Annotated in this window: 15 protein-coding genes and 1 pseudogene; 7 read left to right on the top strand and 9 right to left on the bottom strand. The window is 72.5% G+C overall.

The genetic code is table 11. The features are described from left to right. Positions 1–139 precede the first annotated feature (139 nt). From ACIGQF_RS11940 to ACIGQF_RS11920, 5 genes and pseudogenes are all read right to left on the bottom strand, one after another. Positions 140–487, bottom strand: a pseudogene (locus ACIGQF_RS11940) (nuclear transport factor 2 family protein); the annotation flags it as partial. A 50-nt stretch (positions 488–537) separates the two neighbouring features. Next, on the bottom strand, positions 538–2,307 hold the full coding sequence (locus tag ACIGQF_RS11935) for an NAD+ synthase (protein WP_399708321.1): 1,770 nt from the start codon (positions 2,305–2,307) through the stop codon (positions 538–540). Between the two features lie 117 nt (positions 2,308–2,424). Then, entirely contained in the window at positions 2,425–4,062 is a 1,638-nt protein-coding gene (locus ACIGQF_RS11930; protein WP_399708319.1) for a multicopper oxidase family protein, read from the bottom strand. Between the two features lie 97 nt (positions 4,063–4,159). Beyond that, the gene (locus ACIGQF_RS11925; protein ID WP_399708317.1) at positions 4,160–4,657 is read right to left on the bottom strand and encodes a hypothetical protein; all 498 of its coding nucleotides are present in this window, start codon (positions 4,655–4,657) and stop codon (positions 4,160–4,162) included. Positions 4,658–4,739: 82 nt separating this feature from the next. Beyond that, a complete protein-coding gene (locus tag ACIGQF_RS11920) occupies positions 4,740–5,837 on the bottom strand; it encodes a trypsin-like serine peptidase (RefSeq protein ID WP_399708316.1) in 1,098 nt (365 codons plus the stop codon). Positions 5,838–6,165: 328 nt separating this feature from the next. On the opposite strand from ACIGQF_RS11920, the gene glnA reads away from it, so the two are divergent. Beyond that, positions 6,166–7,527: a type I glutamate--ammonia ligase gene (gene glnA / locus ACIGQF_RS11915; protein WP_030256929.1), complete on the top strand. Its 1,362-nt coding sequence runs from the start codon at positions 6,166–6,168 to the stop codon at positions 7,525–7,527. Positions 7,528–7,593: 66 nt separating this feature from the next. After that, positions 7,594–10,617, top strand: coding sequence for a bifunctional [glutamine synthetase] adenylyltransferase/[glutamine synthetase]-adenylyl-L-tyrosine phosphorylase (locus ACIGQF_RS11910; RefSeq protein WP_399708313.1), 3,024 nt, complete (start codon positions 7,594–7,596; stop codon positions 10,615–10,617). 68 nt (positions 10,618–10,685) lie between these two features. On the opposite strand, the gene ACIGQF_RS11905 is transcribed toward ACIGQF_RS11910, so the two are convergent. Next, positions 10,686–11,306, bottom strand: coding sequence for a TetR/AcrR family transcriptional regulator (locus tag ACIGQF_RS11905; protein ID WP_399708312.1), 621 nt, complete (start codon positions 11,304–11,306; stop codon positions 10,686–10,688). Positions 11,307–11,472: 166 nt separating this feature from the next. Here ACIGQF_RS11905 and ACIGQF_RS11900 point away from each other — a divergent pair, with 166 nt between their 5' ends. Together ACIGQF_RS11900 and ACIGQF_RS11895 are read left to right on the top strand one after the other, a co-directional pair. Next, positions 11,473–13,035: an APC family permease gene (locus ACIGQF_RS11900; RefSeq protein ID WP_399708310.1), complete on the top strand. Its 1,563-nt coding sequence runs from the start codon at positions 11,473–11,475 to the stop codon at positions 13,033–13,035. A gap of 54 nt (positions 13,036–13,089) precedes the next feature. Further along, the gene (locus ACIGQF_RS11895) at positions 13,090–14,721 is read left to right on the top strand and encodes an amidohydrolase (RefSeq protein WP_399708308.1); all 1,632 of its coding nucleotides are present in this window, start codon (positions 13,090–13,092) and stop codon (positions 14,719–14,721) included. A gap of 88 nt (positions 14,722–14,809) precedes the next feature. Here the strand turns inward: ACIGQF_RS11895 and ACIGQF_RS11890 are convergent, their stop codons facing one another. The 3 genes from ACIGQF_RS11890 to ACIGQF_RS11880 are packed head-to-tail and all read right to left on the bottom strand — an operon-like array spanning position 14,810 to position 18,479. Then, positions 14,810–15,679, bottom strand: coding sequence for a phosphatase PAP2 family protein (locus ACIGQF_RS11890; protein WP_399708307.1), 870 nt, complete (start codon positions 15,677–15,679; stop codon positions 14,810–14,812). 36 nt (positions 15,680–15,715) lie between these two features. Then, the gene (locus ACIGQF_RS11885; protein WP_399708305.1) at positions 15,716–16,837 is read right to left on the bottom strand and encodes a LacI family DNA-binding transcriptional regulator; all 1,122 of its coding nucleotides are present in this window, start codon (positions 16,835–16,837) and stop codon (positions 15,716–15,718) included. Then, positions 16,818–18,479, bottom strand: coding sequence for a glycoside hydrolase family 13 protein (locus tag ACIGQF_RS11880; protein ID WP_399708303.1), 1,662 nt, complete (start codon positions 18,477–18,479; stop codon positions 16,818–16,820). The genes ACIGQF_RS11885 and ACIGQF_RS11880 overlap by 20 nt, the downstream gene beginning before the upstream one ends. A 221-nt stretch (positions 18,480–18,700) precedes the next feature. Here ACIGQF_RS11880 and ACIGQF_RS11875 point away from each other — a divergent pair, with 221 nt between their 5' ends. The 3 genes from ACIGQF_RS11875 (at position 18,701) to ACIGQF_RS11865 (ending at position 21,776) form a co-directional block, all read left to right on the top strand. Further along, positions 18,701–19,966: an extracellular solute-binding protein gene (locus ACIGQF_RS11875; protein WP_399708301.1), complete on the top strand. Its 1,266-nt coding sequence runs from the start codon at positions 18,701–18,703 to the stop codon at positions 19,964–19,966. Positions 19,967–20,064: 98 nt separating this feature from the next. Next, complete coding sequence (locus ACIGQF_RS11870) at positions 20,065–20,943, top strand: carbohydrate ABC transporter permease (protein ID WP_399708653.1); 879 nt, start codon at positions 20,065–20,067, stop codon at positions 20,941–20,943. A gap of 2 nt (positions 20,944–20,945) precedes the next feature. Beyond that, positions 20,946–21,776 carry a carbohydrate ABC transporter permease gene (locus tag ACIGQF_RS11865; RefSeq protein WP_361565673.1) on the top strand — a complete coding sequence of 277 codons (831 nt, stop codon included), beginning with the start codon at positions 20,946–20,948 and terminating at the stop codon, positions 21,774–21,776. Positions 21,777–21,782 lie beyond the last annotated feature (6 nt).

The following is a 21,782-nucleotide window of genomic DNA, read 5'->3' as shown; positions in this document are numbered from 1 at the left end:
GCCGTACCTCGGCGCCGGCCCCGGCGCGTACGCCCTCGGGCAGGTCCGGGGGCTGCCCCGTGGTCCAGATCGCCTCGACGGTCATCCGGGAGATCCGCCAGCCGGCGTCCGTGCGGCGCAGCCGCGCCTCGTAGCGGCCGCCGACGGTGAACAGGGGGTCGGCGCCGGGCCCGCGCCGCTCCAGTGTGGCCGGGTGGTGCACGTGGGTCATCAGCGCGTTCCAGGACGCGGTGACCTCTCCCGTGGCGGGGTCGGTGGCGAGCAGGAGATCGCTGGAGACGTGCTGGGTGCGCGCGAACCGCCCGATCGCCTCCTCGGTGTGGCGCACCGCGGCCGCGCCCTCGGCCGGGCCGATGGGCGTCACCACACTGATGTCGTCCGTGAGGTACGCGCCGGCCCAGCCCGCGTCGAACTCACGGGCGTCCAGCGCGCGGAAGAAGCCGCTGACGAGCAGGGAGATCTCGGTGTGATCCGGTGTCGTGGTCATGGTCCGAGCCTGCTCCCTCAAGTTTGGTTGAGGTCAAGCCCGGCCGGGTGTCAGCGGGAGAGGGGCTCCCCGCCCTCCCGCCACCGGCTGGTCACCGGCAGCCGGCGGTCCTTGCCGAACCCCTTGGCGGAGATCTTCGTGCCCGGCGGGTACTGGCGGCGCTTGTACTCGGCGGCGTCGACCAGCCGGAGGACCCGGGTGACCAGCTCCGGGTCGTAGCCGCGGGCGAGGATCTCGGCATGGCCGAGGTCGCGGTCGACGTACAGGTCCAGGATCGCGTCGAGGGTGGGGTAGTCGGGCAGCGAGTCGGTGTCGACCTGGCCCGGCCGCAGTTCAGCGCTCGGCGGCTTGGTGATCGAGCGCTCCGGGATGGGCGGTGTCTCGCCGCGCTCCGCCGCCGACCGGTTGCGCCACTTCGCGAGCTGGAAAACGACCGTCTTGTAGACATCCTTGATCGGGCCGTACGCCCCCACGGAGTCGCCGTACAGGGTCGAATAGCCGCAGGCCAGCTCGGACTTGTTGCCGGGGGCCAGTACGAGGTGGCCCTCCTGGTTGGAGATGGCCATCAGCGTCGTGCCGCGGATGCGGGACTGGAGGTTCTCCTCGGCCAGGCCGGTGAGCGCCAGGGACCCCATGTACGCGTCGAACATGGGCCCGATGGGGACCGTGCGGTAGTGCAGGCCGGTACGGCGGGCCAGTTCGGCGGCGTCGTCCCTGGAGTGCCCGGAGGAGTAGCGGGACGGCATGGAGACGCCGTACACGTTGGCGGCGCCCAGGGCGTCGACGGCGACGGCCGCGACCAGCGCCGAGTCGATGCCGCCGGAGAGGCCGATCACCACGCTGCGGAAACCGTTCTTGGTGATGTACGCGCGCAGGCCCATGACCAGCGCGCCGTAGATCTCCTCGGCGGCGTCCAGGCGCGGTGCCGGTGCCGGCACCGGCAGCGGCTCGTACGGCGGCAGGGGATCGGCGGAGAGCGTGACGTGATCGATGCGGAGACCGTCGTCGACGACGCCGGACGGCGGCCGGTCCGCGGCGGCCGGCAGGTCGAGGTCGAGGAGCAGGCACTCCTCGCCGAACTGCCGGGCCCGGGTCAGCACCTCGCCGTGCGCGTCGACCACGATCGAGTCGCCGTCGAAGACCAGGTCGTCCTGGCCGCCGGTCATCGCCAGGTACGCCGTCGTGCAGCCGGCCTCCTGGGCGCGCTTGCGCACCAGCTCCAGCCGGGTGTCGTCCTTGTCCCGCTCGTAGGGGGAGGCGTTGACGGAGAGCAGCAGGCCCGCGCCCGCAGTACGGGCCGCCGGGACCCGGCCGCCGTCCTGCCACAGGTCCTCGCAGATGGCGAGGGCGATGTCGACGCCGTCCACCCGGACGAGGGGCAGGGTGTCGCCGGGCACGAAGTACCGGTACTCGTCGAAGACGCCGTAGTTCGGCAGGTGGTGCTTGGCGAAGGTGAGCGCCACCCGGCCGCGGTGCAGCACGGCGGCGGCGTTCTGCGGGGCGCCGGCCGGGCGTCCGTACCGCGGCTCGGCGTGCTCGCAGCGGTCCAGGTAGCCGGTGACGACGACGGTCTCGCCGAGGCCCTCGTCGGCGAGGCGCGCGGCGAGGGCGCGCAGCGCGTCGCGGCTCGCGGCCACGAAGGAGGGGCGCAGCGCGAGGTCCTCCACGGGATAGCCGGTCAGCGCCATCTCGGGGAACGCGGCCAGTCGCGCGCCGCGTCCGGCCGCCTCCCGGGTCCGGCGCACGATCGTTTCGGCGTTCCGGGCGAGATCTCCCACCCAGAAGTCGGCCTGGTGCAGAGCGAGGCGGAGTCGAGGCACGCGGCCGAGTGTAGGCGCGGAGGTGACGTGCGGTGCGGCGGACGTGTTTCGGGAGCGTTGCCGTTCCGGGACGGGCCCCCGGCGGGTGCCGGAGGCCCGATTCCCGTGCGGGAGGCGCTACTTCCGGTAGCCGAGTACGGTCATCATCCCGGACTCCGAGTGGTAGACGTTGTGGCAGTGGATCATCCACAGGCCGGGGTTGTCGGCGTCGAAGTCGGCGTGCACGGTCTTTCCGGGCAGCACGATCGCGGTGTCCTTGCGCGGACCGCTGCCGCTGCCCAGCGCGAAGGTGTGGCCGTGCAGGTGCATCGGGTGCCACATCGTCGTCGTGTTGCGGAAGGAGAGTCGTACGCGCTCCCCCGAACGGACCGGGTAACGCTGGCCGGGGTCGTACGGCCGGCCGTTGAGCGCCCAGTCGTACTTCGCCATCGAGCCGGTGAGGTCGAACGTCACGGTGCGGTCCGGCCTGCGCGAGCGCAGCCGCACGGCGGGATCCGCCGTCAGCCGGTCCGCGGTGAGCAGCTTGCCGGACAGCTCGGACGGGCGTACGGAGGCGTCGGGCGCCGCGCCGCCGCCGGTGCGCAGCACGGCGAGACCGGCACGCTTCTTGCCCTCGGCGACCGCGGTGAGCGGGAAGGCGCCGTCCTTGACCGTGACCAGCACGTCGTAGCGCTCGCCCATGCCCAGCAGCAGCGCGTCGGTGTCCCGGTGGCGCACGGGGAAGCCGTCGGTGTGGGTGACGGTCATCGCGTGGCCGCCGAGCGCGACCCGGAAGGCGGTGTCGCCGCCCGCGTTGATCAGGCGGATCCGGATCCGGTCGCCCGGCCGGGCCCGGAACGTCTCGGGGTCCGTCGGCGTACGGCCGTTGACCAGGTAGTACGGGTACGCCACATCGCCCGCGTCGCCGCCGAGCAGCTTGCTGGTGGCGCCCATCATCATCCGGGAGGGGCCGCCCGAAGCCGGCTTCGCCGCGGTCGTCATCGACATGTTCGACATGTCGTGGCCCATGTCGCCGTGGTCCATGCCGCCCTCGCCGTGGTCCATGCCGCCGCCCCCGTGGTCCATGCCGCCCATGCCCTTGCGGAGTTCGGCCAGCACGGCGTCCGGGGTGGAGCCGTCCACCCCGTCGACCCAGTCGTCCAGGACGACCACCCACTCCTTGTCGTACTTCAGCGGCTCCTTGGGGTCCTCGACGATCAGCGGGGCGTACAGGCCCCGGTCCTGCTGGGTGCCGGAGTGCGGGTGGAACCAGTACGTGCCGGGGTGGGCCGCGGTGAAGCGGTACGTGAACGACGCGCCCGGCTTGACGGCGCGCTGGGTGAGGTCCGGGACCCCGTCCATGTCGTTGCGGAGGGCGAGGCCGTGCCAGTGCATCGACGTGGCCTGCGGAAGGTGGTTGGCCAGGGTGAGGGCGAGGGTGTCGCCCGCGGTGACCCGGACCTCCTTGCCGGGCAGCGCGTCGCCGTAGGCCCAGCTGCGGACCGTGCGGCCGCCGAGGTCGAGGCGGGTGGCGGCGGCGGTGAGGGCGACCTCCCGGAGGGTGCCGCCCTTGGTGGCCCGGGCCTTCTCGGCCGCGGCGACCTCGGCGCCCTCGGGGGAGACGAAGCCACCGGGGCCCTCGGGGCGGCCGACGGTCCGGCCGGCGTGGTCCTGGCCCGATGTGCCGGCGGTGCCGGAGGAGCAGGCGGCGAGCAGGCTGCCGCCGGCGGCGGCGACGCCCGCGCCGAGGACGGCGCGGCGGGTGTGCGTACGCATGGGAACACCTCGTGATGTGGTGCGGGTGAAGGAGCAGGGCACGTGGACCGGTGACGGGTACGGCGAGGTGCCGGTACGCGTCGGCGGCCGGGCGCTGCTATACGCGCAGCACGGCGAGACGGGCGAGGCGTCTCTGCCGGGGGAGGGGCGGCGGGATCGGCCACAGGGCGCGCAGCAGGCGGGCCAGGGCGGCGGCGGAGAGTCCGGGACGCCGGCGCCGGACGAGCAGCCCGGCGGCGGCCAGCAGCGCGAGCGGCCAGACCGAGAGCACGGCCAGGCAGACCGAGCCGGGGTCCAAGCCGTGCGGACCGGGTGCGGCGGCGTGCCGGTGGCCGTCGTGCGGCGGGGCCTGCGCCACCGGGGTGCGGGCCGCTGGGGCATCGGCCGCCGGGGCGTGGGCCGGCCGGGCGTGGTCCGAGAGGGCGTGCGCCGCGACGTGGCCCGCCGGGGCGGCGGCCGTCGTCCGCGCGGCGGTGGCGTGCCCTTCGCCCTGCATGGGGTGCCCGAAGGTGTGCATGGTGACGATGCCCGCCACCAGCGCCGCGAACAGCAGCAGCCGGCCGCACCACGCGGCGGCCTTCCGCTGTGCGCGCATCGGGTCTCCCACGGGGGCAGGCGTACGGTCGAGGGTTACCTCAGCACCTTACCCCCGCGGGGTATCGGAGCGTGTCCGGGGTTCAGCTCCCCTGCGCCTGGTCGTACAGCTTCTTGGCGTCGTCGCCGAAGTAGGGCCCGAACATCGTGTTGGGCAGGAAGGTGTAGCCGAAGCTGTTCACGGAGGCCTGGAGCCCGGTGCCGGTCTTCTCGTCGAACGTCCGGAACCACGGGCCGCCGCTGGAGCCGCCGGTCATGTTGCAGGCCAGCGCGTGGTCCTTGGTGAGCAGCGGGTCCTTGGTGGTGTTGCCGCTGCAGTAGATGAGCTTGCTGCCGTCGTACGGGTCGGCCGCCGGGTAGCCGAACGCGTACATCTTCTGGTTGTAGCCGGAGTTGAAGGAGACGCCCTGGCCGCCGACGGTGTCCGTGAGCCGCTTGCCGCTCAGCGGGGCGACGACCGCCGCGCCGACGTCGTAGTTGATGTCCTCGCTCGCCGTCCACTGCGGCGTGGAGAGGGTCCTGGTCGCCGCCCACTTGCCGTACGGGGCAGCGCCGTCCTTGTAGCCGGGCACGAAGACCCAGTTGGTGTGCCAGGCGCCGTCCAGCTTCACGCAGTGCCCGGCGGTGAGGACCGTACTGCCGTTCTGGCTGGTCACCGCGTCGCCGGAGCAGGAGGCCTGGCGGCCCTGGTAGGTGAAGAAGACCCGGCCGGTCGTCTTCACGACCTGGCCGTTGCCGGTCCACGGGGCGCCGGCCTGCGGGAAGGCCTTCAGTCCGGGCAGCGACGGCAGCGGCAGGGACGGCAGTGGCAGGGTGGGCGCGACGGCCGCCGCCCTGCCGCGCGGTACCGCGTCCGTGGTGGAGCGGGACGCCGCTTCGGAGAGTTGCTGCCGCGCCCGCGACAGCAGGTCCAGCGGCTTCGCCGCGCGCATACGGGTGGCGGTCCAGTAGGCGGCCGCCTTCTTCGCGTCGTGCTTCTTCGCCGCGGGCTGCTGCGCGTCCTGGGCGGACGCGGCCGGTGCGGTGCCGGACCGGTCGGCGGCCACGGCCGGTGCCGCGAGCGCCGTGGCGCCGAGCGTGCCGGCGGCGAGCAGTGCCGTAACGGTTCTGCGGGCCGTTCGGGCGGACGTGCGGGAGCGGTGGCGCCGGGCGGTGCCGGTGCGCAGGTCGGTGTGTCTCACGCGTACCCCCTGATGCGATGGCCGCGCGGGTGCCGCGGGCCACGACGTACGGGCCGCCGGCCGGCGGCCCGGAGCGGAGCGGGCGGTGCGGATGTACGACGCCGTGCAGAGGCAGGGTCCCACCGCCCCGGCTTCGCTGTCAGGAGCGCGTCAAGGGTTTGGCCGGAACGGCGGGGGAACCACGAAACCCCGTGCGTCCCCCGGGCCTGCCCGAAGGGGCCGCGACAACGTAATGTGACGGTAACCCCCGCACGCGATACTGGCGTGCCGCGCCCCGCTCCGGGGCAAGGGCGTGGACAGGCCGTTCGACCTGCAAGGATTGGTGAACATGGACAAGCAGCAGGAGTTCGTGCTCCGCACGCTGGAGGAGCGCGACATCCGCTTCGTACGGCTGTGGTTCACCGATGTGCTCGGTTTCCTGAAGTCGGTCGCGGTGGCCCCCGCTGAGCTGGAACAGGCCTTCGACGAGGGCATCGGTTTCGACGGCTCGGCCATCGAGGGCTTCGCCCGGGTCTACGAGTCCGACATGATCGCCAAGCCGGACCCCGGCACCTTCCAGATCCTGCCGTGGCGCGCCGAGGCCCCCGGCACGGCCCGGATGTTCTGCGACATCCTGATGCCGGACGGCTCCCCGTCGTACGCCGACCCGCGCTACGTCCTCAAGCGGATTCTGGCCAAGACCTCCGACCTCGGGTTCACCTTCTACACCCACCCCGAGATCGAGTTCTTCCTGCTGAAGGACAAGCCGGTGGACGGCGGCCGGCCGACCCCCGCGGACTCCTCCGGCTACTTCGACCACACCCCGCAGAACGTCGGCATGGACTTCCGGCGCCAGGCGATCACGATGCTGGAGTCGATGGGCATCTCGGTGGAGTTCAGCCACCACGAGGGTGCCCCGGGGCAGCAGGAGATCGACCTCCGCTACGCCGACGCGCTCTCGACCGCCGACAACATCATGACCTTCCGGCTCGTCATGAAGCAGGTCGCGCTGGAGCAGGGCGTACAGGCGACGTTCATGCCGAAGCCGTTCTCGGAGTTCCCCGGCTCCGGCATGCACACCCATCTCTCGCTCTTCGAGGGCGACCGCAACGCCTTCCACGAGTCGGGCGCCGAGTACCAGCTCTCCAAGGTCGGCCGGTCCTTCATCGCGGGCCTGCTGCGGCACGCCGCGGAGACCTCCGCGATCACCAACCAGTGGGTGAATTCCTACAAGCGGATCTGGGGCGGCGCCAACCGCCCGGCGGGCGCCGGAGGCGAGGCGCCCTCGTACATCTGCTGGGGCCACAACAACCGCTCGGCACTGATCCGGGTCCCCATGTACAAGCCCGGCAAGATGGGCTCGACGCGGGTCGAGGTGCGCTCCATCGACTCCGGCGCCAACCCGTACCTGACGTACGCGGTGCTGCTGGCCGCCGGACTCAAGGGCATCGAAGAGGGGTACGAACTCCCCGCGGGCGCCGACGACGACGTGTGGGCCCTGTCGGATGCCGAGCGGCGCGCGATGGGCATCGAGCCGCTGCCGCAGAACCTCGGCGAGGCCATCTCCCTCATGGAGCGCAGCGAACTGCTCGCGGAGACCCTCGGCGAGCACGTCTTCGACTTCTTCCTCCGCAACAAGAAGCAGGAGTGGGAGGAGTACCGCTCGGAGGTCACGGCCTTCGAGCTGCGCAAGATGCTGCCGGTGCTTTAACGGCGCAGGCGCGGCACGTTCATCTGAAAAACCGATCCGGCAGGTTCTCCGAGAGGCAACCGCCCGATGGCACTTCCCGCTCCGCAGGGACGGCGGAGCAGCACGTTCACCCGGCTGCTGCGGCACGGTTTCACCGATCCGCAGGCAGCCGGGAAGCTGCTGGACGCCCCCGAACTGTCTTCCGTCCGGTCCGACTCGGTGCTGCTCGAAGCGCTCGGGGCCACCGCTGATCCGGACCAGGCGCTCAGAGGACTGGTCCGGCTGGCCGAGGCGCAGCCGGAGGAGGACCAGCAGCGGCTGCTGTCCACCCTGGTCACCGCCAAGCCGCTGCGGGACCGGCTGCTGGGCGTGCTGGGCGCTTCCGAGGCGCTCGCCGACCATCTCGTCCGGCACCCCGGGGACTGGGAGACGCTGGCCACGTACGAGTCGGTGGACCTGCACCCCACCACGCCGGAGTTCGAGCAGGCGCTCGCCGAGGGCATCTGGGGCGAGCGGGGCGCCGAGCTCTCCCGCGAGGACGCGCTGCGGGCCGCGTACCGCCGGGCGCTGGTGGGCATCGCGGCGCGTGACGTGTGCGGCACGACGGACGTGGCGCAGACCGCGGCGGAGCTGGCCGACCTGGCCACCGCCACGCTCCGGGCCGCGCTGGAGATCGCCTCCGAGGAGCAGCCCGGGGACGCGGCCGTCAGCCGGCTCGCCGTCATCGGCATGGGCAAGTGCGGCGGCCACGAGCTGAACTACGTCTCCGACGTGGACGTCATCTTCGTCGCCGAGCCCAAGGACGGCGTCGAGGAGCACGACGCGATGCAGGCCGCCACCCGGCTCGCCGCCCGCATGATGCGCGTCTGCTCCGACGTCACCCCCGAGGGCACGATCTGGCCCGTCGACGCCAACCTCCGCCCCGAGGGCCGCAACGGCCCCCTCGTGCGCACCCTCAGCAGCCACCTCGCGTACTACCAGCGCTGGGCCAAGACCTGGGAGTTCCAGGCGCTGCTGAAGGCCCGCACGGTGGCCGGCGACCCGCAGCTGGGGCAGGAGTACGTCGACGCCGTCACCCCGCTGGTCTGGCAGGCCGCCGAGCGCGAGAACTTCATCACCGACGTCCGCCACATGCGCCGCCGGGTCGTCGCCAACATCCCCGCGGGCCAGGTGGACCGCGAGCTCAAGCTCGGCCCCGGCGGCCTGCGGGACGTGGAATTCGCCGTGCAGCTGCTGCAGTTGGTGCACGGCCGCAGCGACGCCACGCTCCGCAGCGCCACCACCCTCGACGCGCTGAAGGCGCTCGCCGCCGGCGGATACGTCGGCCGCCAGGACGCCACCGCGCTGGACGCGGCCTACCGCTTCCTGCGCACCCTGGAACACCGCATCCAGCTGCACAAGCTGCGCCGTACGCACCTGATGCCGGAGGAGGAGCCGGACCTGCGCCGGCTCGCCCGCTCGCTCGGCATGCGCACCGAACCGGTCGACACCCTCCGCAAGGAGTGGCGCTGGCACGCCCGCGAGGTGCGCCGGCTGCACGAGAAGCTGTTCTACCGCCCGCTGCTGGACGCCGTCGCCGTGCTGGAGCCGGGCGAGATCCGGCTCTCCGCGAAGGCCGCCGGGCAGCGACTGGAGGCACTGGGCTACGAGGACCCGGTCGCCGCGCTGCGCCACCTGGAGGCGCTGGCTTCCGGCGTCACCCGCAAGGCCGCCATCCAGCGGACCCTGCTGCCGGTGCTGCTGGGCTGGTTCGCCGACTCCGCAGACCCGGACGCCGGGCTGCTCGGCTTCCGCAAGGTCTCCGACGCGCTCGGCAAGACCCCCTGGTACCTCCGGCTGCTGCGCGACGAGGGCGCGGCCGCCGAGAACCTCGCCCGGGTGCTGTCCGCCGGCCGCCTCGCCCCCGACCTGCTGCTGCGCGCCCCCGAAGCGGTCGCGCTGCTCGGCGCGACCGACGGGCTCCAGCCGCGCGGCCGGGCCGCGCTGGAACAGGAGATCCTGGCCGCCGTCGGCCGCGCGGACGGCGCGGAGCAGGCGGTGGCGGCGGCCCGCGGGGTGCGCCGCCGCGAGCTGTTCCGTACCGCGGCCGCCGACCTGATCGGTGCGTACGGCACGGAGTCCAGCCCGGCCGCGGAGGACCACGGGCAGGCGGTGGACGCCGTGGGCTCGGCGCTGTCCGACCTGAACGCCGCGACGATCGCGGGCGCCCTGCGGGCAGCGGTGCGCGAACAGTGGGGCGACACCCTGCCGACCCGCTTCGCGGTGATCGGCATGGGGCGCTTCGGCGGGCACGAGCTGAACTACGGCTCGGACGCGGACGTGCTGTTCGTGCACGAGCCGCGCGAGGGCGCCGACGAGCAGGAGGCCGCCAAGGCCGCGTTCGCGGTGGCCAACGAGATGCGCCGGCTGCTCCAGCTGCCCTCCTCCGATCCGCCGCTGATGATCGACGCGGACCTGCGCCCGGAGGGCAAGACCGGCCCGCTGGTCCGCACCCTCGCCTCGTACGCCGCGTACTACCGGCGCTGGTCGCTGACCTGGGAGTCGCAGGCACTGCTACGGGCGGAGCCGGTCGCCGGCGACGCCGGGGTCGGGCAGCGCTTCATCGAACTGGTGGACCCGCTCCGCTACCCGCGCGAGGGGCTGGGCGAGGACGCGGTGCGCGAGATCCGCCGGCTCAAGGCCCGGATGGAGTCCGAGCGGCTGCCGCGCGGCGCCGACCCGACGATGCACACCAAGCTGGGGCGCGGCGGCCTGAGCGACGTGGAGTGGACCGTCCAGCTGCTCCAGATGCGGCACGGCCACGAGCTGCCGGAGCTGCGCACCACCCGGACCCGGGTGGCGCTGGCCGCGGCGCGCGCCGCCGGGCTGATCGGCGAGGAGGACGCGCGGACGCTGGACGAGGCATGGGTGCTGGCCACCCGCGTACGGAACGCGGTGATGCTGGTACGCGGCCGGCCCGGCGACACGTTTCCGGGCGATGCCCGGGAGTTGGCGGCGGTGGGGCGCTACCTCGGGTATGAGGAGGGGCACGTCGGGGAGATGCTGGACGACTACCGGCGGTGCACGCGGCGGGCGCGCGGCGTGGTCGAGGAGCATTTCTACGGGGCGTGAGGTGTGCCCGGGTGCCGTGGCCGGCCGAGGGCCGGTTGCCCGGGGGCTCTGCCCCCGGGCCCCGGTACTCACACGCCGGACGGGCTGATTTTCAGCAGCTCTCGGCAGTGCGCCAGGAAGCCGGCCAGGGTCAGGTCGAACGCCTGGTCCGCCCTGGCCGCGCCCGTGGCGGCCTGCGCCGCGGCCAGCCGGGGCGCCTCGGTGCCCTCGCTGACCTCCCACATCGTGTCCGGTGCCGACATGTCCAGGGCCGAGCCCAGCACGATGTTGTCCAGGCCGGTGATCATCGGCAGGACGAGGGACGGGGCGAAGCCCGCCGCCAGCAGCAGTCCGGCCACGGCCTCGTACTGCGCGAGCACCTGCGGCGCGCGCACCGGTGAGGTCATGAGCATCGGGATGGCACGTGGATGGGCGGCGAACGCCGCACGGTAGGAGCGAGCCCACTGCTCCAGGGCCGCGTCCCAGGGCACGCCGTCCAGCGTGCCGGTGTCGATCGCGTCGGTGACCCGCTCCCGCAGCAGTTCGATCACGCCGGCCCGGCCGTCCACATGGTGATACACCGAGGCGGTCTGCACGCCGAGCCTGCGGGCCATCTCCGGCACGCTGAAGTCGCCCTTCTCGTCGACGAGTTCGAGCGCCGTCGCACCGATGCGTTCCCGGTCCAGCAGGGCCTTCCGCGGCCGCCCCATCTTCTGATCTCCCGCCCGTGAGGTCTTCCCGAATCGTACGGCGGCGACTACATTGCCGAAACCGAAAGGCTTTAGGTTTTTTTCGCCCGCGGTCGAGCTGCCGTCCCACCCGTGTTCGTGCCGGACCGCTTCACCCCTCTCCCGCAGCAGAAGGGCAAGAGAGCGCATGGCCGTAGAGTCCGGAGCCCGTGACGGGGCGCCGCAGCACACCGCACCACCACCCGGCGAGGGCGCCCACGCGCTGCGCACGGGCACCCTCGGCGTCGCCGATATCGCCTTCTTCGTGGTCTCCGCCGCGGCCCCGCTCACTGTCATGGCCGGCGTCGCGCCGCTCGCCATCGGCATCGGCGGCATCGGAGCCCCGGTCGGCTACCTCCTCGCCGGCGCCACCCTCGCCCTCTTCGCGGTCGGCTTCACCGCGATGACCCGGCACGTCCGGCACGGCGGCGGCTTCTACGCGTTCATCACCCGCGGCCTGGGCCGCCCCGCCGGATTCGGCGCCGCGACGCTGGCCCTGCTCGCCTACAACGGCATGCAGATCGGCGTGTACGGCCTGCTCGCCACCGGCACCCAGGACGCGCTGGAGGCCCTGTGGGGCGTCCATGTGCCCTGGCCGCCGATCGCGCTCGGCGGCGTCTTCGTCATCTGGTACCTGGGCTACCGCTCCATCGACTTCGGCGCCAAGGTGCTCGGCGTCCTGCTGGTCGCCGAGACCGGCATCCTCGTGCTGCTGGCCGGCGGGGTGCTGCTGGACGGCGGCGCGGACGGCCTCGCCCTGGACTCCTTCACGCCCGGCCACGTCCTCGTGCCCGGCACCGGCGCCGTCCTGGCCTTCGCCTTCGCGGCCTTCACCGGCTTCGAGTCCACCGCCATCTACCGCCGGGAGGCCCGCAACCCGGGCCGCACCATCCCGCGCGCCACCTACATCGCCGTCGGCTTCCTCGGCCTCTTCTACGCGTTCAGCGTCTGGATCGTCATCCAGGCGTTCGGCAGCACGCAGGTGCTGAAGGCGGCCGCCACCGACCCGGCGGGCCTCTTCTTCACCGCCACCACGCACTACGTCGGGGCCTGGGCCGCCGACCTGATGCACGTCTTCATCGTCACCAGCATCCTCGCCTCCCAGCTGGCCTTCCACAACGCGATCAACCGCTACGGACTCTCGCTCTCCCAGGAGGGCGTGCTGCCGCCCCTCCTGGGCAGGGTGCACGCCAAGCACCGCTCCCCGTACATCGCCGGAGCGCTGCAGAGCGTCCTCGCACTGCTGGTCGTCGCGGGCTTCGCGCTCGCCGGCGCGGACCCGTACCAGCAGCTCCTGCTGTGGATGAACACCCCCGGAATGCTGGGCCTGTTGACGCTCCAGGCGCTCACCGCCGTGGCGGTGCCCTTCTTCTTCCGCCGCGTCCGGCACACCGAGGGGCGCTGGCGCACCCGGGTCGCGCCGGCCGCCGCGACCGTGCTGATGGCGGGCGCCCTCTGGCTGGTCGTCGCGAAGATCGGGCTGATGACCGCGGCGCCCCTCGCCACCAACACCGCGCTGGTCCTCACCGTCCCCGCCGCCTTCGCGGTCGGCGTGCTGCTCGCCCTCCGGATCCGCCGCAGCCGCCCCCGGGTGTACGAAGAGTTCGCCGCCGAGCCGCCGGAAGCGGCCGAGCAGCCCGAGCCGGCCGAGCCCTCCGAGCAGCCCGAGCCGGCCGCGGCGGAGGCTCCGGCCCGGCCCCCGGCCGGCTGACGGCCGCCGCCCGTACCGCTCCCGCACCACCGCCCTCCCGTAAGGAGAACCGTCGTGTCCCAGCCCCTCCCTGCCGCCGCCGACACCGTCCTGACCGGCGCCCACGTCCGTACGCTCGATCCCGAACGGCCCTGGGCATCCGCCGTCGCGGTCAAGGGCGGCCTGATCACGGCCGTCGGCGAGGAGCGCGACGTACGGGACTGGCGCGGCGCGCACACCGAGGTGATCGACCTGGCCGGGGCCACCCTCACCCCCGGCCTGGTCGACGGGCACAGCCACCCCGTCTGGGGCGTGGAGATGTCCGCCGGACTCGACCTCTCCGGCTGCCGCGACCTGGCCGGGCTGCGGGACGCGCTGTCCGCCGCGGCGCGTGCGGCCGGCCGCGGCGACTGGGTCCTGGCGTGGGGCCTGGACCACAACGTCTTCGGCGGCAGGCCCGTGCACCGCGAGCTGATCGAGCCCGCGCTCGGCGGCGTACCCGCCTTCATCCGCCTGTACGACGGGCACTCCGCGCTGGCCAGCGGGCCCGCGCTGGCCGCAGCGGGGATCGACGGGCCGCGCGCCTTCGAGCAGCGGGCCGAGGTCGTCTGCGACCCGGACGGGCGGCCCACAGGGCACCTCGTCGAGCACGCCGCGATGGACCTGATGGGCCCCGTGCTGCCCCGCCCGACGGCGGCCGAGCGGCGCGCCCGGCTGCTCACCCTGCTGGGCGGGATGGCCGCGACCGGCCTGACCGGCGCGCACGTCATGGACCTGGAGGGCACGGACGTACTGGACCTGCTCACCGGCATCGAGGACGGCGGCGACCTCCCCGTACGGCTGCGGATCGCCCCCTGGTGCATGCCGGGCGCGGACACCGGGGACCTGGACGAGCTGATCGCCCTTCAGAAGCGGGCCGGGCGGCACTGGCAGGTGGGCGGCGTGAAGTTCTTCATGGACGGCACCGTCGAGGGCGGCACCGCCTGGCTGGAACACGCCGACTGCCACGGCCAGGGCACCGAGGCCTTCTGGCCGGACCCCGCCACGTACACCCGCGCCGTCCACCGCCTCGCCCGGGCCGGCGTACGCACCGCCACGCACGCCATCGGGGACGCCGCGGTCCGGCACGTGCTGGACACCGTCGAGGCGCTGGCCGACCCGGGACAGCGCGGGCGGCACCGCATCGAGCACATCGAGACCGTGCCGGACGCGCAGCTGCCGCGGTTCGCCGCGCTCGGCGTGGCCGCCTCCATGCAGCCCACCCACACCGCGTACACCCGTGCCGACCACACCGACGAGTGGTCCAAGCGGGTGGGCGAGGAGCGGGCCGGCCGGGCGTGGCGGTGCCGGGACCTGCGGGACGCGGGCGCCGTGCTGGTCCTCGGCTCCGACTGGCCGATCGCGCACTACGACCCGCGGGGCGTGCTCGCCACCGCCCGGCTGCGCCGCCCCGCCGGCGCACCGGACACCGCACCGGTCACCGCCGAGCAGGCGCTGACAGGGGAGATGGCGCTGGAGGGCTGCACGTCGCACGCGGCGCTGGCGGTGGGCGAGGAGGCGTACGCGGGCCGCATCGCGCCCGGGTTCCGGGCCGACCTCACCGCGCTGGGGGTGGACCCGGTGACGGCCCCGGCCGACGAGCTGGGGGAGGCGCCCGTAGCTCTCACCATGACCGGTGGTGTCGTCGTGCACCGCGGCGTGGGCTGAGCCACCGGGCCCGGCTGTCGCCGGGCTGTCCTACTCTCCCCCGGCTGCCGCTGGGAGGTGCCCCAGGACGGGCTTGATTCTGGTGCCCTCACGCCCCGGACGGGCTCGGTTCCGACGGACGGGCCGGGGCCGGGCCCGGCCGGGGCAGCCGGGCGAGGGACGTGCCGTACCAGAGGCGGGCGACCGTGAAGGCGAAGGCCAGGCAGAGCACACCGCCCACCGCGTCCAGCCAGAAGTGGTTGGCGGTGGAGATGATGACCACCAGCGTCAGTACCGGGTACAGGACGCCCAGCGCCCGCACCCAGGTGGCCCGCGCCAGCAACGCGATGGTGACGCCGCACCACAGGGACCAGCCGATGTGCATCGAGGGCATCGCCGCGTACTGGTTGGACATGTTCGCCAGGTTGCCCGAGGCCATCGAGCCCCACGTGTCGTGCACCAGCACGGTGTCGATGAAACCGCCGCCCGGCATCAGGCGGGGCGGCGCGAGGGGGAAGAAGTAGTAGCCGAGCAGGGCCACCGCTGTGGTGAGGAAGAGGACCAGCCGGGAGGCGGCGTAGCGGCCGGGGTGCCGGCGGTAGAGCCAGACCAGGACGCCGACCGTCACGATGAAGTGGAGCGTGGCGTAGTAGTAGTTCATCGCCACGATCAGCCACGTCACGGCGTTCATCGCGTGGTTGACGGTCTGTTCGACCGCGATGCCGATGCTGTGCTCGGTGCGCCACACCCAGTCGGCGTTTCTCAGCGCCTCGGCCTTCTGCTCGGGCACGGCGTTGCGGATCAGGGAGTACGTCCAGTAGCTGACCGCGATCAGCAGGATCTCGAACCACAGCCGAGGCCTGGCCACGCCGCGCACCCGGGCCGCGGCCACTCGTCCGCGCGCCGGTACGGTGCGCTGCGACGGTGCCGGCGGTGTGCTTCTCCGGCCCTCCAGAGTCCTCGCCTTGGCATCACCCATAGTGCGACAGTTTGCCAGAAAGCAGGATAGACCGGATCATCCCGGAGTCGGGTCCTGGACAGCCCGTCTCGCCCTGGAGGGGGAGGGTATCCCCCCGCTCGCGTCGGGGCCGGTACGCCGCGCCGAGGCCGTCGAACCCCGCACCACCAACTCCGGATGGAAGACGAACTCGCTCCGCAGCGGCGCCCGCGAGGACTCCTGCGGCCCCTCCGGCAGATCGGCGCCGACCTCCTCCAGCAGGGCCCGCACCGCGGCCTGCCCCATGGCCTGCACCGGCTGCCGGATCGTGGTCAGCGGCGGGTCGGTGAACGCGATCAGCGGGGAGTCGTCGTACCCCACCACCGAGACGTCGTCGGGCACCTCCAGGCCGCGCTGCCGGGCCGCCCGGATCGCGCCGAGCGCCATCATGTCGCTCGCGCAGACCACCGCCGTGCAGCCGCGCTCCAGCAGCGCGCCCGCCGCGGCCTGCCCGCCTTCGAGCGTGTAGAGGGAGTGCTGCACCAGCTCACCGGCCTCGGCCGGAGCCATGCCGAGCTGCTCGCGCATGCTGCGCACGAAGCCCTCGATCTTCCGCTGTACCGGCACGAAGCGGCGCGGGCCGACCGCGAGGCCGATGCGGGTGTGGCCGAGCGCCACGAGATGGGTGACCGCGAGGGAGATCGCCACCCCGTCGTCCGGCGAGATGAACGGCGCCTGCACCTTGTCGGAGAAGCCGTTGATCAGAACGAACGGCACGCCCTGGCCGCGCAGCGCCTCGTACCGGCCCGTGTCGGCCGTGGTGTCGGCGTGCAGACCGGAGACGAAGATGATGCCGGCCACCCCGCGGTCCACCAGCATCTCGGTCAGCTCGTCCTCGGTCGAGCCGCCGGGCGTCTGCGTGGCGAGCACGGGGGTGTACCCCTGGCGGGTCAGGGCCTGGCCGATGACCTGCGCGAACGCCGGGAAGATCGGGTTCTCCAGCTCGGGCGTGATCAGCCCGACCAGCCCGGCGCTGCGCTGCCGCAGGCGTACCGGGCGCTCGTAGCCCAGGACGTCCAGTGCGGCGAGTACGGACTGGCGGGTGGTGGCGGAGACGCCGGGTTTGCCGTTGAGCACCCGGCTGACGGTGGCCTCGCTGACACCCGCCTGTACTGCGATGTCAGCCAGGCGCGCGGTCATGGAACGCGACCTTACCGGTCGGGGTCCGGCTTGCCCACCACGCGCAGGATTCGCCGGGGAGGCATACCCGGCCGTCCTCGGTGTGGAGCGGCGCGCTGGCGAGCAGCAGTTCGCCCTCGGCCGACAGTTCCACCGGCCGGGTACGGGCGTTGAGTACGCAGAGGAACCCGTGTCTGCGCAGGGCCAGTACCCCGTCCGGTGCGTCCAGCCAGGTCATGGGGCCGTCGCCGAGGCCCGGCAGGGCGCGGCGCCAGGCGAGGGCGGCGCGGTACAGCTCCAGGGTGGAGGCCGGGTCGCCGGTCTGTGCCTCGACGCTCAGCTCGGCCCAGTCCGCCGGCTGCGGCAGCCAGCTGCCGCCGGGGCCGAAGCCGTACGGTGCCTCCGTACCGGACCAGGGGAGGGGCACCCGGCAGCCGTCGCGGAAGCCGTCCTGGCCGTCGCCGCGGAAGAACGCCGGGTCCTGGCGTACCGCGTCGGGGAGTTCGGTGACCTCGGGCAGCCCCAGCTCCTCGCCCTGGTAGACGTAGGCCGAACCGGGCAGCGCCAGCATGAGCAGGGCAGCGGCGCGGGCCCGGTCGCGGCCGCCGAGCCGGGTGGCGTGGCGGACGACGTCGTGGTTGGAGAGCACCCAGGTGGTGGGCGCGCCGACCAGCTCGGTGGCGGCGAGCGAGTCGTCGATGACGGTGCGGAGCGCGTCGGCGTCCCACTCTGCTTGGAGGAAGTGGAAGTTGAAGGCCTGGTGCAGCTCGTCGGGGCGTACGTACCGGGCCAGCCGGCGGGCGTCGGGGGCCCAGGCCTCGGCGACGCCGATCCGCTCGCCCGGGAGCGCCCCCGGCCGCGCGTCCCGGGAGTAGTCGTCCAGCAGCCGGCGCCAGCGGCGGTGGATGGTGTGCACGCCGTCCTGGTCGAAGAAGGGCAGTACGTCGGTGCCGATGAGGCGGGCCTGCTGCCGACGGCCGACGTCGGGCAGCCCCGGCGCCTTGACCATGCCGTGTGCGACGTCGATGCGGAAGCCGTCGACGCCGCGGTCCAGCCAGAACCGCAGGATCGCGTCGAACTCCGCGTGCACCTCGGGGCGGTCCCAGTCCAGGTCGGGCTGTTCGGGCGCGAAGAGGTGGAGGTACCAGTCGCCGCGGTCGGTGCGGGTCCAGGCCGGGCCGCCGAAGACCGACTCCCAGTCGTTGGGCGGCAGCTCGCCGTGGGGGCCGCGGCCCGCCCGGAAGACGTACCGCTCGCGGGCGAGGTCCGGGTCGCGGAACCACGGATGCTGGTCGGAGGTGTGGTTCGGGACGATGTCGACGATGACGCGCAGGCCCAGCTCGTGGGCGGTGTCCAGGAACGCCTGGGCGTCGTCGAGGGTGCCGAACAGCGGGTCGACGGCGCGGTGGTCGGCGACGTCGTAGCCGCCGTCGGCCTGCGGTGACGCGTAGAAGGGGGTCAGCCAGACCGCGTCGGCGCCCAGTTCCTTCACATAGGGCAGGCGCGCGCGGGCGCCGGGCAGGTCCCCGACGCCGTCCCCGTCGCCGTCCCCGAAGGAGCGCACGTAGATCTGGTAGATGACGGCGTCGCGCCACCAGCCCGTGCCGGGCCGGTCGGGTGCCGGCGGCGCGGTGGGTGCGGGAAAGGTCAGCTCATCGGTCATCGGCCGTCCTTCGGTCGATCGGGCTACAGGAAGATCAACGCCCGGACAGGCCCCGGGGTGACGGGCCGAGGTAACCGGGCTGCAACATCTTCCGGTGTACTTGCAGAAATTTGCCGCAAGCTCTTTCGGTTTCTTTTCGCCGCTGTTACGTTCCTGACGCCCTCTCGGGCGAATCCCTGTGCATCTCGTGCTTATCTCGGCGTTTTCCAGAAGGAGTTCACATGCGACGTGGCATAGCGGCCACCGCGCTGGTCGCGGGTCTGGCACTGACGGCGACCGCGTGCGGCGGCGACGGCGGCGGCGAGCAGCAGAGCGGGGGTGAGCTGTCGGGCACCGTCACCTTCTGGGACACCTCCAACGACGCGGAGAAGGCCACGTACAAGCAGCTCGCCGAGGGCTTCGAGAAGGAGCACCCCAAGGTCGACGTCAAGTACGTGAACGTGCCCTTCGGCGAGGCCAACGCCAAGTTCAAGAACGCGGCGGGCGGCAACTCCGGCGCCCCCGACGTGATGCGCACCGAGGTCGCCTGGACCGCGGACTTCGCCAACCTCGGCTACCTCGCGCCGCTGGACAACACCCCCGCGCTGGACAAGAACGAGGACTACCTGGAGCAGGCCGCCGGCAGCACCCGCTTCAAGGGCAAGACCTACGCCGCGCCCCAGGTCATCGACACCCTCGGCCTCTTCTACAACAAGAAGCTGCTGAAGGAGGCCGGGGTCGGGGTCCCCAAGACCTTCGACGAGCTGAAGACCGCCGCCAAGAAGATCAAGTCGAAGACCGGCGCCACCGCGCTCTACCTGCGCGGTGACGACCCGTACTGGTTCCTGCCCTACCTCTACGGCGAGGGCGGCGACATGGTGGAGGCCAAGGGCAAGAAGGTCCGCATCGACGACGCCGCCGGCGCCCGCGCCTTCGCGACGCTCAAGGACCTGGTGGACTCCAAGGCAGCCGTCACCGACGCCACCGACGGCCAGGAGAACCAGCTCAAGGCCCTCAAGGACGGCGACGTCGCGATGGCGATCGACGGCCCCTGGGACATCGAGGGCGCGCTGGCCGGCAAGGAGTTCAAGGACAGGGCCAACCTCGGCGTCGCCCCCGTGCCCGGCGGCAGCAAGGCCCAGGGCTCCCCGCAGGGCGGCTGGAACCTCTCCGTCTACGCCGGGTCCAAGAACCTCGACGCCTCCTACGAGTTCGTGAAGTACATGAGCTCCGCCAAGGTCCAGCAGCAGACCACCGAGAAGCTGAGCCTGCTGCCGACCCGTACGTCGGTCTACGACGTGCCGTCCGTGAAGAACAACGAGATGGTGAAGTTCTTCCGGCCCGCCGTCGAGAAGGCGGTCGAGCGCCCCTGGATCGCCGAGGGCAACTCCCTCTTCGAGCCGATCAAGGTCCAGATGAACAGGGTCCTGACCGGCAGCGCCACCCCCGACCAGGCCGCCAAGGCCACCGGCGACGCCTACCGGAAGCTGCTCAAGGACTACAAGTGACGACGCTCGCACCCACCAAGCCCCAGGGCAAGGCGGCGCCCCCCGCGCCGCCCGGCCGGGTGCGCCGGGCACTGAGCACCCACTGGTACGCCTGGACCATGGTCGCCCCGGTCGTGATCGTCATCGCGGTCATCATCGGCTACCCGCTGGTCCGCGGCCTGTACCTCTCGCTCACCGACGCCACCGAGGCCAATGTCGCCCGCGACATCGGCATGAACCACATCCCGGCGACGTACCAGTTCGTCGGCCTGGACAACTACACGTCCGTGCTGAGCGACGGCGTGTTCTGGAGCCGGCTCGGCTGGACCGTGACGTGGACCGTCGCCTGCGTCGGCATCACCTTCACGCTCGGCCTGACCCTCGCCAACCTGCTCAACCGGAAACTGCGGGGCCGTACCTTCTACCGGCTCGCGCTGATCCTGCCCTGGGCGATCCCGGCGTTCATCTCCGTCTTCACCTGGCGGCTGCTCTACAACGAGAAGCACGGCCTGCTCAACAAGCTGCTCCAGGGCGGCGGCATCGACGCGATCCCGTGGCTCAACGACCCCACCTGGGCGAAGCTCTCCGTCATCGCCGTCAACGTCTGGCTCGGCGTACCGTTCATGCTCGTCGCGCTGCTCGGCGGGCTGCAGTCCATCCCCGGCGAGCTGTACGAGGCCGCCGAGATGGACGGCGCCAGCGCCTGGCAGCGGTTCCGGCACATCACCGTGCCGTCCCTGCGCTCCGTGTCCAGCACGGTGATCCTGCTCAGCACGATCTGGACCTTCAACATGTTCCCGGTGATCTTCCTGCTGACGCGCGGCGGGCCCGGCGACGCCACCGAGATCCTCGTGACGTACGCCTACCGGCTCTCCTTCGTCGACAGCCCGCGCAACTTCTCCTCCTCCGCCGCCTGGGGCGTACTGATCCTGCTGCTGCTCTCGGCCGTCGCGGTGGTCTACCGCCGCGCGCTGCGCAAGCAGGGAGAGGTGTGGTGACGATGCGCGACAAGAAGCGGAGCCCCCTGGCCTCCACCGGACTGCACGCCACCCTGATCGTGGCCGCCGTCATCGCCGTCTTCCCGCCGCTGTGGCTGCTGGTGACCTCCTTCAAGCCGAAGAACGACGCCTTCACCACCGCGCCGGTCACCCACTTCACCTTCGGCAACTACACCCACGTACTGGCCGAGACCTCGTTCCTGACCTGGTTCGGGAACTCCGTGGTGGTCGTCGGCGTGACCACCGTCCTCGGCGTCTTCCTCGCCGCGACCACGGGCTACGCCGTCAGCCGCTTCCGCTTCCCGGGCATGCGCCCGCTGATGTGGCTGCTGCTGATCACCCAGATGTTCCCGGTGGCCGTGCTGATCGTGCCGCTCTACAACCTGCTGGCGGGCCTGGGCCTGCTCAACCAGCCGGCCGGCCTGGTCGTCACCTACCTCACCATCGCCGTGCCGTTCTGTGCCTGGATGATGAAGGGCTTCTTCGACACCATCCCGGTGGAGATCGACGAGTCGGGCCGGGTCGACGGGCTCAACCCCTTCGGCACCTTCTGGCGGCTGGTGCTGCCGCTGGCCCGTCCGGGGCTCGCCGTCACCGGCTTCTACACCTTCGTCACGGCCTGGGCCGAGGTCGCCTACGCGTCGGCCTTCATGACCGGCGAGGAGAACCTCACCCTCGCCGGCGGCCTGCAGACCTTCGTCAGTCAGTACAACAACGACTGGGGGTCGATGACCGCCGCCGCCGTGATCGTCGCGGTGCCCGCCGCCCTCGTCTTCGCCTTCGCCCAACGCCACCTCGTCGCCGGACTGACCGCCGGTACGACCAAGGGCTGACCACGA

The sequence above is a fragment of the Streptomyces sp. NPDC053560 genome, from assembly GCF_044544605.1.
Lineage (GTDB): Bacteria > Actinomycetota > Actinomycetes > Streptomycetales > Streptomycetaceae > Streptomyces.
Note: the sequence above shows the minus strand (reverse complement) of the source record. Positions and strands in the feature narration are given on the sequence as shown.

Bases quoted from the DNA above. Each gene is read 5' to 3' on its own strand.
- ACIGQF_RS11870 (WP_399708653.1), top strand. From the start codon at position 20,065: ATGGTCGCCCCGGTCGTGATCGTCATCGCGGTCATCATCGGCTACCCG.
- ACIGQF_RS11930 (WP_399708319.1), bottom strand. From the start codon at position 4,062: ATGCGTACGCACACCCGCCGCGCCGTCCTCGGCGCGGGCGTCGCCGCC.
- ACIGQF_RS11865 (WP_361565673.1), top strand. From the start codon at position 20,946: ATGCGCGACAAGAAGCGGAGCCCCCTGGCCTCCACCGGACTGCACGCC.
- glnA (WP_030256929.1), top strand. From the start codon at position 6,166: ATGGACAAGCAGCAGGAGTTCGTGCTCCGCACGCTGGAGGAGCGCGAC.
- ACIGQF_RS11905 (WP_399708312.1), bottom strand. From the start codon at position 11,306: ATGGGGCGGCCGCGGAAGGCCCTGCTGGACCGGGAACGCATCGGTGCG.
- ACIGQF_RS11910 (WP_399708313.1), top strand. From the start codon at position 7,594: ATGGCACTTCCCGCTCCGCAGGGACGGCGGAGCAGCACGTTCACCCGG.
- ACIGQF_RS11925 (WP_399708317.1), bottom strand. From the start codon at position 4,657: ATGCGCGCACAGCGGAAGGCCGCCGCGTGGTGCGGCCGGCTGCTGCTG.
- ACIGQF_RS11900 (WP_399708310.1), top strand. From the start codon at position 11,473: ATGGCCGTAGAGTCCGGAGCCCGTGACGGGGCGCCGCAGCACACCGCA.
- ACIGQF_RS11880 (WP_399708303.1), bottom strand. From the start codon at position 18,479: ATGACCGATGAGCTGACCTTTCCCGCACCCACCGCGCCGCCGGCACCC.
- ACIGQF_RS11875 (WP_399708301.1), top strand. From the start codon at position 18,701: ATGCGACGTGGCATAGCGGCCACCGCGCTGGTCGCGGGTCTGGCACTG.
- ACIGQF_RS11890 (WP_399708307.1), bottom strand. From the start codon at position 15,679: ATGGGTGATGCCAAGGCGAGGACTCTGGAGGGCCGGAGAAGCACACCG.
- ACIGQF_RS11885 (WP_399708305.1), bottom strand. From the start codon at position 16,837: ATGACCGCGCGCCTGGCTGACATCGCAGTACAGGCGGGTGTCAGCGAG.